The organism is Pontibacillus salipaludis (assembly GCF_014642405.1).
GTDB lineage: Bacteria > Bacillota > Bacilli > Bacillales > BH030062 > Pontibacillus > Pontibacillus salipaludis.
This window is the reverse complement of sequence record NZ_BMIN01000022.1, coordinates 50,271-66,835: the sequence shown is the minus strand read 5'-3', so window position 1 is coordinate 66,835 and position 16,565 is coordinate 50,271. Positions and strand designations below refer to the sequence as shown.

Here is a 16,565-nt window from a genome sequence, read left to right as displayed (position 1 = left end):
TTTGCCTCCGGCTTCCTTCAGATTCCGGGTCACCCCGGACACCCTTGCCCTTGGCTAACGGCTACAACGACCTTCACCGTTCGGGACTCTAACCCTAAAGCTTGCGCCCATGTCGGGCACACATCAATAAAATGCCTGCCCTCTATGAGGGACAGGCATTTTTTATCACTGTAAAGGATCACCGCGTGCCAGACACCCTTCACTACGGTAAAGCTCTAAACGGTGTCTGGCACGCTTTGTTTGGCTAAAGTGTTATTGGATGTTGAAGTTGAAGGAGATGTGGTCTTGGATTGGGATCCAGGCTCCGATTCCTTGCTTGGTTACGTTTTTTACAACGAGGTATTTTTTTGAACCTTTTAGTTCGATATAGACTTCTCCAAACGTGACTTTCCCTTTTTCATTTACAGCTGGTGCAAAAGCGCTTAATGTTCCGATCTTTTTAGGCGGTATGCCGTAGGAATTATCTTTCTTTGTTCCTTTACCAAACACCGTATGGAACGATAGTGGTAAGTCTGTATTCTCCTGCGCCTCAAGGAGCATCATCTTTTTGATGTCTTCTGTTTTTTCAATTTTAGCCGTTAAGCCACCTTTAATATGTTTCTCAGCCTCTTGATTATAATTAAGCTTTTGTGTCTCGTTACCACCAAGGTTGTTCAACTGGTTCTGGTTAATCTTTTGATACTGCCAGTTAATACTTGTTTCTTCTGATTCATATTGAAGTGGCCAGTGCCCCATATAGATCATGCCACGATATCCAATTGCTACAGGTGAAGGTTTTAAATTCGTTTCATTGAGCATCTTAATTAACTGGGGGTTCTCAATTTTCACCTCTGATGCTTCAATTAACTCTCTCGTTAGCTCACTTGGCTCTAGCGTCACTTGGTCTTGTGTTGAGTTAGGGTAAGTATTGTCTTTTGAAATGTTTAATACATGACTTGGAATCTTGCCTTTATCATCCTGGCTTTCATCAGGACCCTTCTTCTCCGCTGCATTCACAAAACCCGGAACAAGTAAGACAATAGCGACAATAAGAGCAAGGAATTGTTTCATATCTATTTTCATCGGTCACTTTCCTTTCGATTTTTGCTTAGTTTGAACGTCCTCAGGAATTTGTATGCATCCGGAAATTCATTTCATACATAAAAAAAGAGCTTCACTGCTCATGCAGCAAAGCCCTTCCCCTTTTATACCAAATTAGTCTAGCTCGATCGCTTCAACTGTTTCCTCAATCTCGATGCTTCCTTTAACGGATTGAACCATTGAGCAGTTCTTACTAGATAACTCTAAGTTCTTTGTAAGCTTAGCTTCATCAAGGTGTGAACCTTTAACAACGAAGTGCAAATGAATCTTCTCAATTCGATTCGCTTCAGCTTCATTACGAGTAATATCAGCTGTCAATTTAATATCTTCATACTCAATACGTTGTTTGTCTAGAATCTGACGATAAACAGAAAGACTGCAACTTGCAATAGAAGATACCATCAATTGAAATGGGCGAAACCCTTTTTCCTCATCAGGTGAAATGTTAAGTTGACCAAATTCCGTAGATGTACGAACACCTTCATTTTTCAAATAAAACTGTAGTTGTGGCATTAAGCTTCACTCCTTTTCAAATCTCAGTAAGATTTCTTGTTACATATAGTGTAACCGATATTAGTGGATTGATAACGTAATCTGCTTACATTAACCCTTCATTACTTTGCCACAAGGTCCTTTATGAAACAAGAGACATGGCAGGATTTCTCTTGCTATTTCCTATGACCGTTAGTAGCATAAACAGATGAACAAGTTTTGGAGGACGACATAATGGCTTCAACACGCTTTCGTTTTACAGCATTGATTCTTTTAGTTTCTATTTCAGGCTTCACTCAAGGGATGCTCCTACCTTTAATTGCAGTCATTTTAGAGCAAAACGGTGTATCATCCTCGATAAATGGCCTTCATGCGACCGGCTTATATATTGGCGTTTTACTTGCCTCTCCCTTTATGGAAAAGCCTTTGCAACGAATTGGCTTTAAGCCAATGATCCTCCTCGGAGGTGCGCTTGTTTTTGTCTCTATGGCTTTCTTTCCGTTTTGGGAATCGTTATGGTTTTGGTTTATATTACGCGTAACAATCGGGATTGGAGACCATATGCTCCATTTCGGAACACAGACTTGGATCACCACAACATCTCCAGAAGAACGTCGCGGACGAAACATTGCACTATATGGCCTATTCTTTGGTGCTGGCTTTGCCATTGGTCCCTTAATGACAAGGCTCGTGGATATCCACATCGCTTTACCTTTCTTATTATCTGCTGGTTTCAGCGTAATCGTTTGGTCTCTTATGCTTTTTGTACGCAATCAGTATCCAGAAGATGACGGGGGCTACACCTCTTCATCTAGCTCTTTTTCCCGTTTCTTTCAAGCAGGTAAATTAGCATGGGTAGCGTTCCTGCCTCCATTTGGTTATGGCTTTCTCGAAGCGACCCTACACGGGAACTTCCCCGTGTACGGAATGCGCATTGGGCATGAAGTGAGTATGCTTTCTTTAATCATTCCTATGTTTGCAGTTGGGAGCATTCTTTCACAGCTCCCTTTAGGGATTCTTAGTGATAAAATTGGTCGTAAAAACGTGCTTATAGGCGTAATCCTCGCAGGAATCGTTTGCTTCTTCCTAGCTTCAATCTTTGAAGATTCCGTAGCTTGGTTATTTGCCTTATTTACACTTTCAGGCATATTCGTGGGATCGATCTTCTCGCTCGGTATTTCTTACATGACCGACATATTACCAAAGAGCCTGTTGCCTGCTGGGAATATTATGTGCGGAATTGCTTTTAGTATCGGGAGTATAATCGGACCCTACACCGGAGGAGTATTCATTGATCTCTTCCCAGGAGCATCCTTCTTCCACATCATCACAACTATGCTCATTCTGATACTAATTCCAATCTCCCTAAAGAAAGAAGCACCACTTGCTTCAACACAATAAAGATCCAAAGCGTGCCAGACACCCTGCGTCACTCTAAAGCAGTAAACGGTGTCTGACACGCTTCATTGCTTTACAATAAGAAAGAGGCATCCTATTACAGGATGCCTCTTTCTTATTGTGTTGCTACGGGGCTTGGTTGAATGGGGGCTTCTGGTTTAATAGATGCATCTTCACCGAAGAATCGTTTAGCAAGCCGAGTTAGCTCCCCTTCTTGCCTCAGCGCCAACATTGCCTTATCTATTTCTTCCTTAAGAGATGGATTTTCTTTATTTAATAGGACACCATGCTCAGTTGGATTTAGTTTAATGTCAGGGTGTAAGACCAGGTCGTATTCAGGATATGCTTGAAGCCCTAACTTAGATAAATAATAATCATTAATAATAACGTCAAGAATCCCTCGATGGACATCCTTTAAATAAACCTCATTCGAAACGTTATCATATGTAATGACTGTAGCTCCAAAAGCACGTGCAATTTCACTAAATGTCGTCGTTGCTTCTCCCCCTGCTTTCTTCTCTTTCAGGTCTTCTAATTCATTGATTCCACTGTAATTGTCTTCACGCACAATCATTGTAGTATATGAATACTTATAAGGATTACTAAACAAATAGCTCTCTTCTCGCTCATCATTAATCTGAAAATCGTTCATCGCAGCATCAACCTTTCCACTCTTTACTGCGGCAAACAATTCATCTACGCCAATCTCTTTAAATACGATGTCTACACCCATTTTCTCTCCCAAGGCACGCATAACTTCCACATCGTATCCAGACAATTGATCAGAATCTTTTGGTGTATAAGATACTCCAACAAGCGTTCCAGACGTCCCAACGATAAGCTCGCCATTCTCTTTTACTTGTTCCCATTTAGACTCAGATCGCTGAGTATTTTCAGAACACGCCGATAAAAGAAAAACCAAGTATAAGAGTGCTCCATAAATTACTACACGTTTCAACACTGTTGTCACTCCTCTTGATGTAATCTCACTTAATATAGCAACCACCCTATTTGAATTCAAGTGGGTTTATCATTCATATCTCCGCAAATGCGTATTTTAATTGTAAGTCTTGACTTCGACCAAAAACGTGCTACTATTAAATTACATACTAAATTATAATAATTCTAAATAAGAATCATTATCACTATATCATAAGCTTTTTTACAACATAAATAAAACAGTTGAGATAATTGAAAAGAGTTTTCATTCTCAATTAAAAAAGGAGAGTTGAGAAAATGTCAGCTGAATCAAACGCAATGAACACCTCACCATCCACTGCACCTACCTCACAGAACCAGTCCGCATTCATCGCTAGCCTAAAAAGCAACGGCGAATTAATCGCGGCCATTATAAGTGGAATTATTATTTTAACAGCCTGGTTAACAGAAGGTATACTTAGTGAACCTGTATCCGTTGGTCTATACATTTCAGCCTTTATCATAGGTGGCTTTGCTAAAGCGAAAGAAGGTATTGAAGAAACCATCGAGGATAAAGATCTAAATGTCGAAATGCTCATGATCTTTGCTGCGATCGGATCGGCTACCATTGGGTACTGGACAGAAGGCGCTATCTTAATCTTTATCTTCGCTATGAGCGGAGCTCTTGAAACGTACACAATGAACAAGAGTCAGCGTGAGATTTCATCCTTGATGGACCTTCAACCAGAAGAGGCTCTTCGTGTTCATAATGGAAAAACAGAACTCGTTCACGTGTCTGAACTTACAATTGGTGATCACATTCTAGTTAAGGCCGGTGAACGCGTCCCTTCAGATGGAGAAATTATTAAAGGAAACACATCTTTGGACGAAGCCGCTATTACAGGAGAATCTGTCCCTGTTTCTAAAGAAATGGGGGGAGAGGTGTTTGCCGGGACCGTTAATATTAACGGGAGCATTACGGTAAAAATTACTAAACGTTCGAATGAAACGCTTTTTCAGAAGATTATCCAACTCGTTCAATCTGCTCAAAGTGAAAAATCACCTTCCCAATTATTCATTGAACGATTTGAAGGAACATACGTCAAAGTTGTTCTAGTTGCTGTTGCACTTATGATGTTCATCCCGCACTTCGCTTTCGGCTGGAGTTGGCAGGACACGATTTACAGAGCGATGATTCTGCTAGTAGTTGCCTCTCCTTGCGCTCTTGTAGCATCCATTATGCCTGCAACACTATCCGCCATTTCTAATGGAGCCCGGAACGGAATCCTCTTTAAAGGTGGCGTACACCTGGAGAATCTGTCACACCTCCAAGCAATTGCCTTTGACAAAACAGGCACTTTAACAAACGGCAAACCAATTGTAACCGATGCATACTTCCGATCGGATGATGAAAATTTATTAACGGTCTTTACTTCAATCGAACGAGAATCAAATCACCCCCTTGCACAGGCCATCGTAAAATACGGGGAAGCAAATAATGCTACTGAGCACTTAGATGTACTTCATATGAAAGATGTTTCCGGAAATGGAGTAACAGCCAGTGTCTACGATAAGGAATGGAAAATTGGGAAAGCTGCTTTCGTCGGAGAAGAAGCTTTCAGTTTCCATAACGGAATAGCTGAGCAATTAGCAAACGAAGGTAAAACGTTAACCTTTATTGCCGATGAAAATGGCATAGCCGGATTAATCGCACTTAAAGATACCATTCGTAAGGATACGAAACGTGCTATTCAAACCTTACGACGTAATGGCATTTACACCGTAATGCTTACAGGTGACCATGAGACAACAGCGAAAGCCATCGCAAAAGAATGCGGCATCGACAATTACGTGGCGGAATGTTTGCCAGAAGATAAAGTTGAACAAGTGAAGCTTCTCCGTCAATCCTTCGAGAACGTTGCCATGGTAGGTGATGGCATAAACGACGCCCCTGCTCTAGCTACTGCAAACGTAGGGATTGCTATGGGAGAAGGAACCGACGTCGCACTCGAAACAGCTGATGTCGTTCTTATGAAGAATGATTTACCGAAGATATCCAATGCATTGTCCTTATCAACCAAAATGAACCGAATTGTGAAGCAAAACGTGATTTTCTCTATTCTCGTTATTATGCTTCTAATCATTTCGAATTTCCTTCAATTCCTCAACCTTCCTCTAGGTGTTGTTGGGCATGAAGGAAGTACGATCCTCGTTATTTTAAACGGTCTCCGTTTATTGCGCTCTTAAGGAGTATGAAGCTGTTGTTCAGCTTCATACTCCTTTTTTCTGTTTGGCTCTGTTAACGTTTAGGGTTGATTTCGTTCCATATCCCCCCCTTTATATGGAAGACTCGAAGTTGAGATATTTCAGCAGGAAGGGCCTTTACGTTTAAGAGTGCTTGGGCTTGCTCGGGGACAACTCGCTTTCCTGCGGGGAGCTGGGAAACCTCCTCGTTCGCATTCGCTCTCTGTGGGGTCTCCCCTAGTTTAAAGGTGCAGACGTGGTGCCTAGGACCGTACGGACAAGACAGCTTTTTGGAAAAGGCGTTAAGCCTTTGTAAAAAAGATGACTTGTCTCGCTAGGTCCTCCACGCCGGAACTAGATAGGCTCCTATTCCCGCGGGAGTCTCGCAGTCCCCGAGCAAGCCCTGTCTTTAAGGTGGGTGAACGGCCCCGCAGTTCGCATCAGCAGGTCTGTTGTTACCCTATATGGCATGCTTTCGTTCCTCCTTGTATGGTAAAGGTGGGCCTGGAAACTGCGAGACTCCCGTGGGCAGAAGAGCCTAGGTGAGACCCCGGAGACCGGCTATGCCGGTTGAGGAGGCTCACCAGCTCCCCACAGGAAAGCGAGTGGTTTCCAGGCCCACCTTACGCTCAACTAAAGTTAACGAAAACATTCTCTCAGCTTCGAGTCTTCAACAATCCTGCCCTATTCTTGAACAAGCTTGTTATAAATAATAACAACATTAAACTTTAACAGAGCCTTCCTTCTACAAAAAAGTCCCGCTAAATAAATAGCGGGGCTTTCTAAAGCGAAGCCATTCGTGTATAGCTCCGTCTATTGATTAATGGAAATTGTTCTTTTTATTCGCAGAACTACTTGTCTTGTGCTTTGAATCATCAGAAGTTTGCTTATTTTGGTTTTTATCGCTGCGTGCTTTTTGATTGCGCTTGTTATTAGCCATTCGTCATCAACCTCCCTCTCATGAAGTCCTTATTAGAATGCTCCGAGTGGGCATTCTTTATGTACATCGCAAGGACCTTGAAAGAGTTACCGTTTAAACCATTGACGTTCACGTAACATCGCATTAATTTCGCCACCTAGAATAATGACAACCCCCGAGAGGTAAAACCAAATCATTAAAATAATGACAGCTCCTAAACTCCCATAAGTAGCCGAATAGTTACTCACACCTGAATTCACATAGAATGAAAACCCTAACGAAGCCGCTTGCCAGGTCACTGTTGCAAAGACAGCTCCAATAAAAGATTGCCTAATATTCACGTGGTGGTTAGGTGCTAAAATATATAAAGACATGAGCACAAGCAAGAAGAGCGTAGACGATATGACCCAACGCAACGCATTCCATATAGCCAGAAAGTCTTCAGACACACCAAACCACGAAAAGACATAAACCCCTATTGCTTTACCGAACACCGGAAGCATAAGGGCAACAAGAATGACAATAAACATCGCAACAGTAAGTACAATAGCAATTAGACGACTCTTAATAAATGAACGGTCTTCCTGAACATTATAAGCTCTGTTAAATGCCCTCATGACAGCATTCGTACCATTCGAAGCAGACCAAAGCGTTGCGAGTAAACCAACTGATAGCAGCCCTGTATTTTTCGTCTCTAAATTTGATGTCAGTAAATCCATTGCCTCACTTGGAATATAGCGTGACATGGCCAACACGATATCTTCAATAGAAATCGGCAAATAAGCCATAAGCGCAATTAAAAAGATCATAAATGGAAAAATAGATAGCAGAAAGAAATACGCTAATTGTGCGGCTAGGCCTGCCACTTCATGGTCGGAGAAACGCCTGACCAAATCTTTCCCGAATTGAATAATAGTAGACAATATATCCCCCTACCTCGCATATGAAAAATGGAGTATGATTACTCAGTAGGTTCTTCGCTTTGACTTTCGATCTTCTCTAGAAATTCATTAAGCTGATCCAAGATACGAACAGCCTGCTCAGAACCTGTAGTAACAGCTTGCGCCATATGTTCGTATTTCAAACGCAGATCGTGCATCGCATCAGACGGGTGCTCAACATACTCTCTCACTTTGCCACTCGTTTGTTTTACACATGTTGAAGCTTCAAGGCGAGTATCTTTATCAAAAAGTGCATAAACAACACCCGCTAACGCCCCGATTAACACACCTTTAATCAATTTATTTTCTCCCATGGGATCTCCTCCTATTTTATAACTTGTATGCTTCTTTTATGTCAGCTAAAAGATTTTCACAACCTTTTTCGATCAGTTCATAAACTTCTTCAAAGTTCCCTGTGAAGTATGGATCTGGAACGTCTTCCATGTCGCTATCATGAACATAATCCATAAACTGAGCAACAACCACACCTTCATCAAAGGAACGAAGCGCCTCTAAATCACTATAATTCTGACGATCCATTGCAATAATGTAATCAAACTCGTCCCAGTCAGCAACATTCACTTGACGAGCAGTCATTCCATCATAAGAAACATTGTGTTGATCTAACATTCTTCTGGTATCCTGATGGGGAGGTTTGCCCTCATGCCATCTTCCGGTTCCCGCTGAATCGATCCGAAATTGATCTTTCATTCCCTCTTGCTCTGTTAAATTCCTAAATACCGCTTCCGCCATCGGAGAGCGACAAATGTTTCCGAGACATACAAACAATACATGAATCATACGATCACCCTCTTCTATCATTAGTTCTTTCTTTATTATATTAAATCCTCTACTCAATTACACATCATAGCTCTTTTTGAAAACTTATTAAAATTTTAGCACAAGATCCCTTGACATTCCTTCAGATTTTTCAGAATATTTATACTATATGAAAAAGGGAGGTCAGTATTATGCAAGAAGAGATCTTAAAAGTACTTAGCAGCATTAGCGATTTCGTATGGGGAACACCACTCCTGGTACTGCTAGTCGGAACAGGAATATACTTAACGATTCGATTAGGGTTTCTACAATTACGCATGTTACCTTATGCTCTACAGCTTGCGTTCAGCCCAAAACGACAAGACAAAAAATCAAAAGGAGATATTTCTCACTACCAATCGCTTACAACCGCCTTGGCGGCGACTATTGGAACAGGTAATATCGCCGGGGTAGCTGGAGCAGTTCTTCTAGGAGGACCTGGTGCGATCTTTTGGATGTGGATCACAGCAATATTCGGCATGGCTACCAAATACGCCGAAGCCATACTTGCGGTTAAATACCGTGTAACTGACAAAAATGGCAAGATGGCCGGTGGCCCTATGTACTACCTTGAAAAAGGACTAAAAGCAAAGCCGCTCGGAATTTTATTTGCTTTTTTTGGTTCCATTGCCGCTTTTGGTATTGGAAACATGGCGCAGTCCAATACGTTAGCTGATGCCGTAGACACAACGTTTAATGTACCCACTTGGCTTACAGGAATTATTTTAACAGTCTTAACGATTTTAGTTGTATTAGGCGGGATTAAAAGTATCGGGAAAGTAACATCTTTCTTTGTTCCGATTATGGCGATATTTTATATTATTGCTGGTCTTATTATTATCCTTCTTAACTTAGAACTTGTCGGGCCTGCCTTTTCCACGATCTTCACAAGTGCCTTTACAGGTGAAGCTGCTGTAGGTGGAGCTGTAGGTAGCGCCATCCGATATGGTGTAGCTCGAGGCGTATTCTCGAACGAAGCTGGTCTTGGTTCTGCACCCATTGCAGCCGCCGCTGCCAAAACAGACTACCCTGGCCGTCAAGCACTCGTTTCCATGACTCAAGTGTTCCTAGACACCATCTTAGTTTGTACCATCACAGGACTTACAATCGTTATGGCGGATATGTATTCAGGAAATATCGATGGTGCTGATTTAACAAGTGCATCCTTTGAATATTTCCTTGGTAGTACTGGTTCAATGATTGTCGCAATTGGCTTAGTCTTCTTCACATTCTCAACCATTGTAGGTTGGTCTTACTACGGAGAGAAATGTTTTGGATACTTAACCAAAGAACGTATGCTCCCAGCCTATCGAATCGTCTTCATCGCATTTGTATTCGTTGGGGCTGTTGTCAAAATTGATATCGTGTGGACATTTGCCGATATCATGAACGGTCTTATGGCTGCACCAAACTTAATTGGCCTTCTTGGATTATCTGGTGTGGTTGTTTCCGAAACAAAACGATTTATGCGCGTTGCAAAAGAAGAACGAAAAGCAAAATCTGACCCCAGTTATGAAGCCTAACAAAAAAGAGCATCCTCACTCGAGGATGCTCTTTTTATGAGCTAACAGAATGTTTCCGTTTGCTTTAAATGAGCGTAAGGTGGGCCTGGAAACCACTCGCTTTCCTGTGGGGAGCTGGTGAGCCTCCTCACCCGGCAAAGCCGGGCTCCGGGGTCTCACCTAGGCTCTTCTGCCCACGGGAGTCTCGCAGTTTCCAGGCCCACCTTTGCCATATTGGGAGATACGGAAACATGCCACATATAGATTCAAATAGGCATCAGGAATGCCCAAGCAGCGGGGCCGTTAGTACTTCACATGGCAAGGGATGTCTTGGGAACGGGGAGACTCCTGCGGGAGAAAGAGGTCGACGAGACCCCGGACTGAACGCAGTGAGGGAGGAGGCTCTAAAAAGAAAGAGGAAGTTCGACTAAAACCGTCACGTCCTGTGACAACGTCGAACGACCCCACTTCGTGTGGGGCCGCCCGCGGAAAGCGAGTCGTTCCCAAGACACCCCTACCACTCAATAAAAGTAACGGCCCCATGAAGCAGAGCTTCTTAAGACCTTGGGCCGACGTCTTTGATTGTAAATTGATCAACCAGATTCAGTTGTATGACCGCTTCTCCATCTCCGAACACTTTCTCTTTATAAAACAATTCATTCTTCTCGTCACCGCTACGAATCGTTTCTTCTTTATCCCACTCAACATCCCAACCTAGTTGTTCAGAATAACTTTCAGCTTTAACAGAGACGCTGGCTTCTTCTGGGAGGTTCAGGATCATATTACGAACTTCATCAATCATCCAATCCCCTGTGATGTTCCCTGCGTTTAGTTTCAGATTCCCTGTAGTACCACGGATCTCTACGTCAACGTCTTCAGGCAAGGAGATCGTACGGTTAAACGTCGTTCGACTGTAGTGCATTCCTTCTTTAGAAGGTCCTTGTAGCAATTGAATATATAGCTTATCTCCTACTTTGTTAATTGAAGCTACATCAGTCTCTTTTAAATCTTCTTGTTCTAGAAACTCTGAGGTAAATGTTCCAAATATATGAACTTTACCAGCAGTATTCGTCTCAACGACCAAATCATCATATGCTTGTTCAAGCACGATCGTATTGATGTCTTCTGAGATGGATTCTTCTATAGAAGGCAAGGGACCTTCAACACGTTCTGCATTCATAGCTCCCTTCACTTCATTCACCAGACCAAGTGAAGTCATTAAATATAACCCCAGGGCGACCATTCCAAGTACTCCGATAAAGAAGATTGAAAGAAAGTCATATTGCACAATCGGTTTTTCTTTCTTAGATAGAGCAATGTAGACGAGTACCTCGATTCCGAGCACAATTAAAATAAACGGCCACCACGACATGGTTAATGTAACAGGGTCCCAATCTGTAAACTGGCCAACCATTAGTAAGACTCCGAGGAAGATGAGTGAAAGTCCCATTGATACTGTCCCTACGCGCCACTTTCTCATTTACTAACCTCCTCCTTATTCACTTTTGAACCTAATAATAGTTTAATTCCCCCACCGATAAAGAGGAGACAGACAATGATCATTTGGAAATAGCGTTCGTAGTAATAATAGAGATTGATCTGAAATGTTTCGCGAAGTTCATCTGCTAATACTGGCATGAATACGTCATCTAACATATAGAAGACACCCAGCAGTATGAGCGCTATTCCAATCCAGCGCTGATGATTTATAAAGTACTTAATAACCGGAACATCTTCAATAATCTCCTCTTCATCTCGACTAGCAAGCTGTAGCGCGTCGAAAAAACTAAAGAACCAGATAATCGGAATTAAGAATAAGAAGATGGATAAATGTAAGACATCAAGAATATAGATCGACAATAAGAATGCGGCCATCAGCTGTAGACCTCGTCGCTGTAATCCTAAATACATATGCCCAGCCCCCGGGAAAATTCCTAGCAACGTTGCAATGACTCGACTTTTCTTGCCACTATCACGATGACGATCAAAGTCTTCTAAAATGGTTCGATCTTCAAGTGTCTCACCCTTCTCTTTCTGATTTAGCAACTGAATCACATCAAACAATCCGTAAATCCAAATGATCGGAAGGGCTAAAAGGAAGACCAAAAAACCACCAGTGCTTGTAATGGCTGCGACAAAGAAGATCATAATGCCTACTCCCATAAATCCTGCAAGGAACGTTAGACCTCTTTGATTCAACCCAAGATGGAAATGCCCAACACCAGGAATAAATGATAAGAGAATCGTTACAACCCTTTCCTGATCTTTAAAGGGAGACGTAAGAGCATCGTCTGTATCTGTATTTCCCACTCGCTGATTGTGTTTTTCTAATTTTCGTAACTGCCTTATCATATCTACCATATTAATAAGCCACACTAGTAAAGGAAACATCACCAGTATAAGAGCTTCCCCTCCCGCATTCATTACCGCTACCGCAATAATAAACAGAGGAGCAAAGAACAATCCTCCAAACAAAATCCCTCTTATTATAAGACCAAGATATAGCTGGCCTAGCCCTGGCACAAAGGAAAAGAAAAATGCCAATATCACTGACTTATTCATCTGCATCACTCCTCATATCTTCATTTACTTTCTGTAACAATCGATCTGTTTCACTTACAATATTCCTTGAGATGGAAGGTCTCTCTTTAAAGGAATCCTCATCGAAAACATGAAGCACTTGTTCAAACACACCTGATACCATTAAAATCATCGTTAAGCCTGCAGCAAGTCCGTAATGTACCAGCGTCCGCTTTTGCTTCTGCACTGCACTTCGCTTCGACTCTTTAACCGGCATCACTTGCTTTTTAACGATTTGATCAAACGTTTGATCAGTAAAATCCTGTGCAAGGGATGGTTCCAAAGTCCAGCTTTCTACCTTCGTCATGTAGGCTTCAAAACAAAAATCACATTCATCAAGATGATCCTCAATTTCCCAACGTTCATGATCACTCAACGAATCTTCCATATATGCTTCTAACCGAGTCGTCTCTATATGCTTCATCAGAACTCATCCTCCTTCCAATTTCGTTTCATCCACTTCCTTGCACGGTACAATCGCATCTCAACCGTCTTCTCCTCAAGCGCTTGCTCTCTAGCAATCTCGCTGTATGATTTACCTTCTATGTAATACGCCTGAACAACCCCTTGATAATTTGCTGGCAATAATCCAATCGAATGGGACACAGCCACAACCTTTTCATGTTCAAGCCATTCTTCTTCGGCACTTTGCATCCGTTCATACTCAAACGTTTCAAAAGCCAAATCTTCTTTTTGCCTGGCTTTCTTCCGCTTATAATCAATTGCTTTATTCATTGCAATCCGGCTCAACCACGTCTTAAATCCTTGGGACTGATAAGAGGGGAGCGCATCCATCATTTTGATAAATGTTTCCTGAGCCAGATCCTCAGCCTCTTTCTCATCACGGACAACGCTATAGGTTACTTTAAACACGTGTCCTTTATAACGCTCAATCAAAAGCCTGAGCGCCTGCTGATGACCTGCCTTTATCTTTTCAATTAACCGCTCATCCTGAATCCTGCTCCCCTCCCTTCGTTCTTCATCCACCTTATAGACGAAGCATACAACAATTCCCCTACACATTTTAGAAAAATTTTTCAAAACATAAAAAAAGCTCAGGTTATAATCCTGAACTTAGTCATTTATCAATCTGAAAACCATATCCCTATCTATCATTCTATGCTAGCGGTTCCACACATTCCGTACCTTCATTCTTAGCGTTGTTTACATACGTGCTGACCGGATATGCTTCTAACGTCTCTATATTTAATTGACTCAAATAATCATGCATCTCATTAGGATCTCGCTTCGTTTGCTCCATCCACCATGACTCATGTTCTCTAGGAAGAATAATTGGCATTCGATTATGAATGGGTGCCATAAAGTCGTTGGCTTCTTTCGTTAAGATCGTACAGGTTACAAGTTCAGCGTCACCTTGTTTCCACCGATCCCACAATCCAGCAAAGGCAAAGAATGATCGATCTTGAGGGGAGATTCGATAGGGCTGTTTCTTCCCATCTTCTTTCTTCCACTCATAGAAACTATCCGCTAAGATCAGACACCGCTTTCTCTCTAGCAGACGTTTGAAACTTGGCTTTTCATGAGCCGTTTCAGATCTTGCGTTAATCATTTTATACCCAATAGAAGGATCCTTTGCCCACACGGGTACGAGCCCCCATTTCAATTGACCAATTCGGTTCTTCTCACCGTCATTGACAACCGTCACTACTTGTTGACCAGGTGCAATGTTATAACGGGGTTCAATCAAGTCTTCATCTGGTTTAATCCCATACTCTTTTAAGATCTCATATTCTTCTACTGAAAATGTAAAACGACCACACATACCATCCCGCTCCTTTCTACATACTGGTAGTGTAAGCATTTCACAAATGGATTTCAACTCCCAACCAAACCATAGAAGGGGGGTCGAAATGATCTGGATGTTTATCTTCATTAATGATAGAATTTTTAGACATTAAATTTAAGGAGGCACTATATGGATCATCGTTCTAGACTAAGGTTGCTCCTTGGAGCAGCTTTCCTGATGGCCACCTCAGCAATTGGCCCAGGGTTCCTTACACAAACAACCACATTTACAGAACAACTCGCAGCAAATTTCGGTTTCGTTATCTTAATATCTATTATTATTGATATTGGTGCCCAACTAAATATCTGGCGGATCATCTCCGTAAGTGGTAAGCCCGCACAAGACATTGCCAACAGTGTTCTTCCGGGACTTGGATTTATTCTTTCCATTCTTATCGTTCTTGGAGGTCTCGCTTTTAATATCGGAAATATAGCTGGAGCCGGACTTGGAACGAATGTTTTATTCGGAATTTCCCCTAAAATGGGGGCTTTGTTTAGCGGGATTGTTGCTATTGGCATTTTCCTTGTACGAGAAGCTGAAAAGTTAATGGACCGCTTCGCTCAAATTCTGGGGTTTATCATGATTGGTTTAACGATCTACGTCATGTTTACAGCTCAACCACCTGTTGGCGAAGCTGCTATCCGTTCAGTAGCGCCTGAAAAGATTAATTTCCTCGCAATCGTCACACTTGTCGGGGGAACAGTCGGTGGATACATAACATTTGCAGGTGGGCATCGCCTTCTTGAAGCAGGGATAAAAGGAAAAGAATCACTCGGCTACGTGAATCGAAGTGCCATTTCTGCGATTAGTATTGCATCGATTATGCGTATCTTCTTATTCCTTGCCGCCCTTGGTGTAGTAGCACAAGGAATTACACTCGACCCAGACAATCCGCCAGCTTCTGTATTCCAAGCAGCGGCCGGAAACGTTGGGTATAAGATTTTCGGTGTGATTATGTGGTCAGCAGCCGTTACATCGGTTGTCGGAGCAGCCTACACATCTGTTTCCTTTATCAAAACATTTAGTCCGCTCATTGAGCGAAATCAAAAGTGGATTATCGTTGGATTTATTGCCGTTTCCACACTCATCTTTAGCTTAGTTGGAAAGCCTGTTAGCTTACTGATCTTAGCCGGTTCTTTAAATGGGCTCATTTTACCACTTTCTCTTGGTGTTATTTTAATTGCAGCACACAAGAAGTCCGTTGTTGGTGATTACAAGCACCCCATATGGTTAACCATTTTCGGTGCCTTTATTGTCATCGCCATGGCATACATGGGCGTAATTTCCCTCTTTGAAGGGATGACTTCTTTATTCTAACAGGATTAATGAAAAAGCTACTCCGTCTGTTAACAAAGACGAAGTAGCTCTTTCATTTTTTCACTGCCCATTACCACACTTTAGACAAAATTTTGCTTTATCCATAATTCTTTTGGTGTTCTTTCTTATAAGCTAAGTATTCATCATCATTACGCACTTCTTTCCACTTTTCCTCAAATATGCGAGCCGATTCAGCTTTTTCCTCGTCGATGTCTCGTTCGTTTATATTGCCATCTTGATCGTATTTCTTTCCACCTTTATAATTCGCATAACGCCTTGCTCGTGTATAGCCCATTTGTATATATTTACGCGCCATATCCATTCCGACAAAATCTTCTTGCTGTTTATATTGCTGAAACAGTTCATAAATCTTATCTGCTGACTCTTTTGCGATATCAGGAGTTTTAAATCGCCAATGAGGCAGAATTTCACTCTTATATGGCTCTACCATTAGCACACCTTGCTCTCCCTTGCCCACTCTGTAAAGATCAGGCCGCTCTCTAAAATTGATGTTGTCGAAATCCATTTCATAATCAAAGCTCATAGAA

16 protein-coding genes are annotated in these 16,565 nt (G+C 42.0%); 4 read left to right on the top strand and 12 right to left on the bottom strand.

The features are described from left to right. Window positions 1-252: 252 nt before the first annotated feature. Entirely contained in the window at window positions 253-1,062 is an 810-nt protein-coding gene (locus IEW76_RS18440) for a YfkD famly protein (RefSeq protein WP_229721302.1), read from the bottom strand. A 132-nt stretch (window positions 1,063-1,194) separates the two neighbouring features. Next, window positions 1,195-1,593, bottom strand: a complete 399-nt coding sequence (locus IEW76_RS18435; protein WP_188655898.1) for an OsmC family protein — start codon at window positions 1,591-1,593, stop codon at window positions 1,195-1,197. Window positions 1,594-1,806: 213 nt separating this feature from the next. Between IEW76_RS18435 and IEW76_RS18430 the strand changes: the two genes are divergently transcribed. Further along, entirely contained in the window at window positions 1,807-2,973 is a 1,167-nt protein-coding gene (locus IEW76_RS18430) for an MFS transporter (RefSeq protein ID WP_188655897.1), read from the top strand. Window positions 2,974-3,085: 112 nt separating this feature from the next. Here IEW76_RS18430 and IEW76_RS18425 read toward each other — a convergent pair whose 3' ends face one another. Beyond that, window positions 3,086-3,931: a transporter substrate-binding domain-containing protein gene (locus IEW76_RS18425; RefSeq protein ID WP_188655896.1), complete on the bottom strand. Its 846-nt coding sequence runs from the start codon at window positions 3,929-3,931 to the stop codon at window positions 3,086-3,088. Between the two features lie 275 nt (window positions 3,932-4,206). Between IEW76_RS18425 and IEW76_RS18420 the strand changes: the two genes are divergently transcribed. Beyond that, entirely contained in the window at window positions 4,207-6,135 is a 1,929-nt protein-coding gene (locus tag IEW76_RS18420; protein ID WP_188655895.1) for a heavy metal translocating P-type ATPase, read from the top strand. A 1,023-nt stretch (window positions 6,136-7,158) separates the two neighbouring features. On the opposite strand, the gene IEW76_RS18415 is transcribed toward IEW76_RS18420, so the two are convergent. From IEW76_RS18415 to IEW76_RS18405, 3 genes are read right to left on the bottom strand one after another with little or no spacing between them, the layout of a single operon-like run. Then, window positions 7,159-7,974 (bottom strand): YihY/virulence factor BrkB family protein, encoded by an 816-nt coding sequence (locus IEW76_RS18415; protein WP_188655894.1) that lies wholly within the window; start codon window positions 7,972-7,974, stop codon window positions 7,159-7,161. Between the two features lie 38 nt (window positions 7,975-8,012). Further along, window positions 8,013-8,306 (bottom strand): YtxH domain-containing protein, encoded by a 294-nt coding sequence (locus IEW76_RS18410; RefSeq protein ID WP_188655893.1) that lies wholly within the window; start codon window positions 8,304-8,306, stop codon window positions 8,013-8,015. Between the two features lie 16 nt (window positions 8,307-8,322). Then, on the bottom strand, window positions 8,323-8,793 hold the full coding sequence (locus IEW76_RS18405; protein WP_188655892.1) for a low molecular weight protein-tyrosine-phosphatase: 471 nt from the start codon (window positions 8,791-8,793) through the stop codon (window positions 8,323-8,325). 170 nt (window positions 8,794-8,963) lie between these two features. On the opposite strand from IEW76_RS18405, the gene IEW76_RS18400 reads away from it, so the two are divergent. Then, a complete protein-coding gene (locus IEW76_RS18400; RefSeq protein ID WP_188655891.1) occupies window positions 8,964-10,334 on the top strand; it encodes an alanine/glycine:cation symporter family protein in 1,371 nt (456 codons plus the stop codon). A gap of 535 nt (window positions 10,335-10,869) precedes the next feature. Here IEW76_RS18400 and IEW76_RS18395 read toward each other — a convergent pair. The 5 genes from IEW76_RS18395 to IEW76_RS18375 all read right to left on the bottom strand — a co-directional run bounded on the left by IEW76_RS18395 (window position 10,870) and on the right by IEW76_RS18375 (window position 14,676). Next, a complete protein-coding gene (locus IEW76_RS18395; RefSeq protein WP_188655890.1) occupies window positions 10,870-11,793 on the bottom strand; it encodes a LiaF transmembrane domain-containing protein in 924 nt (307 codons plus the stop codon). Then, on the bottom strand, window positions 11,790-12,875 hold the full coding sequence (locus tag IEW76_RS18390) for a hypothetical protein (protein ID WP_188655889.1): 1,086 nt from the start codon (window positions 12,873-12,875) through the stop codon (window positions 11,790-11,792). Before IEW76_RS18390 ends, IEW76_RS18395 begins: the two co-directional genes overlap by 4 nt. After that, a complete protein-coding gene (locus tag IEW76_RS18385; protein ID WP_188655888.1) occupies window positions 12,868-13,317 on the bottom strand; it encodes a zf-HC2 domain-containing protein in 450 nt (149 codons plus the stop codon). The genes IEW76_RS18390 and IEW76_RS18385 overlap by 8 nt, the downstream gene beginning before the upstream one ends. Beyond that, window positions 13,317-13,790 (bottom strand): sigma-70 family RNA polymerase sigma factor, encoded by a 474-nt coding sequence (locus IEW76_RS18380; protein WP_229721301.1) that lies wholly within the window; start codon window positions 13,788-13,790, stop codon window positions 13,317-13,319. The genes IEW76_RS18385 and IEW76_RS18380 overlap by 1 nt, the downstream gene beginning before the upstream one ends. Window positions 13,791-14,010: 220 nt before the next feature. Then, the gene (locus IEW76_RS18375; RefSeq protein ID WP_188655887.1) at window positions 14,011-14,676 is read right to left on the bottom strand and encodes an SOS response-associated peptidase; all 666 of its coding nucleotides are present in this window, start codon (window positions 14,674-14,676) and stop codon (window positions 14,011-14,013) included. A 153-nt stretch (window positions 14,677-14,829) separates the two neighbouring features. Between IEW76_RS18375 and IEW76_RS18370 the strand changes: the two genes are divergently transcribed. Beyond that, window positions 14,830-16,017: an NRAMP family divalent metal transporter gene (locus IEW76_RS18370; protein WP_188655886.1), complete on the top strand. Its 1,188-nt coding sequence runs from the start codon at window positions 14,830-14,832 to the stop codon at window positions 16,015-16,017. A gap of 97 nt (window positions 16,018-16,114) precedes the next feature. Here IEW76_RS18370 and IEW76_RS18365 read toward each other — a convergent pair whose 3' ends face one another. Beyond that, on the bottom strand, window positions 16,115-16,561 hold the full coding sequence (locus tag IEW76_RS18365; protein WP_188655885.1) for a DUF4385 domain-containing protein: 447 nt from the start codon (window positions 16,559-16,561) through the stop codon (window positions 16,115-16,117). Between the last annotated feature and the right edge of the window lie 4 nt (window positions 16,562-16,565).

Excerpts from the sequence above, each read along its gene's own strand:
- IEW76_RS18440 (WP_229721302.1), bottom strand. The coding sequence starts at position 1,062 with ATGAAAATAGATATGAAACAATTCCTTGCTCTTATTGTCGCTATTGTC.
- IEW76_RS18435 (WP_188655898.1), bottom strand. The coding sequence starts at position 1,593 with ATGCCACAACTACAGTTTTATTTGAAAAATGAAGGTGTTCGTACATCT.
- IEW76_RS18430 (WP_188655897.1), top strand. The coding sequence starts at position 1,807 with ATGGCTTCAACACGCTTTCGTTTTACAGCATTGATTCTTTTAGTTTCT.
- IEW76_RS18420 (WP_188655895.1), top strand. The coding sequence starts at position 4,207 with ATGTCAGCTGAATCAAACGCAATGAACACCTCACCATCCACTGCACCT.
- IEW76_RS18410 (WP_188655893.1), bottom strand. The coding sequence starts at position 8,306 with ATGGGAGAAAATAAATTGATTAAAGGTGTGTTAATCGGGGCGTTAGCG.
- IEW76_RS18405 (WP_188655892.1), bottom strand. The coding sequence starts at position 8,793 with ATGATTCATGTATTGTTTGTATGTCTCGGAAACATTTGTCGCTCTCCG.
- IEW76_RS18400 (WP_188655891.1), top strand. The coding sequence starts at position 8,964 with ATGCAAGAAGAGATCTTAAAAGTACTTAGCAGCATTAGCGATTTCGTA.
- IEW76_RS18395 (WP_188655890.1), bottom strand. The coding sequence starts at position 11,793 with ATGAGAAAGTGGCGCGTAGGGACAGTATCAATGGGACTTTCACTCATC.
- IEW76_RS18390 (WP_188655889.1), bottom strand. The coding sequence starts at position 12,875 with ATGAATAAGTCAGTGATATTGGCATTTTTCTTTTCCTTTGTGCCAGGG.
- IEW76_RS18385 (WP_188655888.1), bottom strand. The coding sequence starts at position 13,317 with ATGAAGCATATAGAGACGACTCGGTTAGAAGCATATATGGAAGATTCG.
- IEW76_RS18375 (WP_188655887.1), bottom strand. The coding sequence starts at position 14,676 with ATGTGTGGTCGTTTTACATTTTCAGTAGAAGAATATGAGATCTTAAAA.
- IEW76_RS18370 (WP_188655886.1), top strand. The coding sequence starts at position 14,830 with ATGGATCATCGTTCTAGACTAAGGTTGCTCCTTGGAGCAGCTTTCCTG.
- IEW76_RS18365 (WP_188655885.1), bottom strand. The coding sequence starts at position 16,561 with ATGAGCTTTGATTATGAAATGGATTTCGACAACATCAATTTTAGAGAG.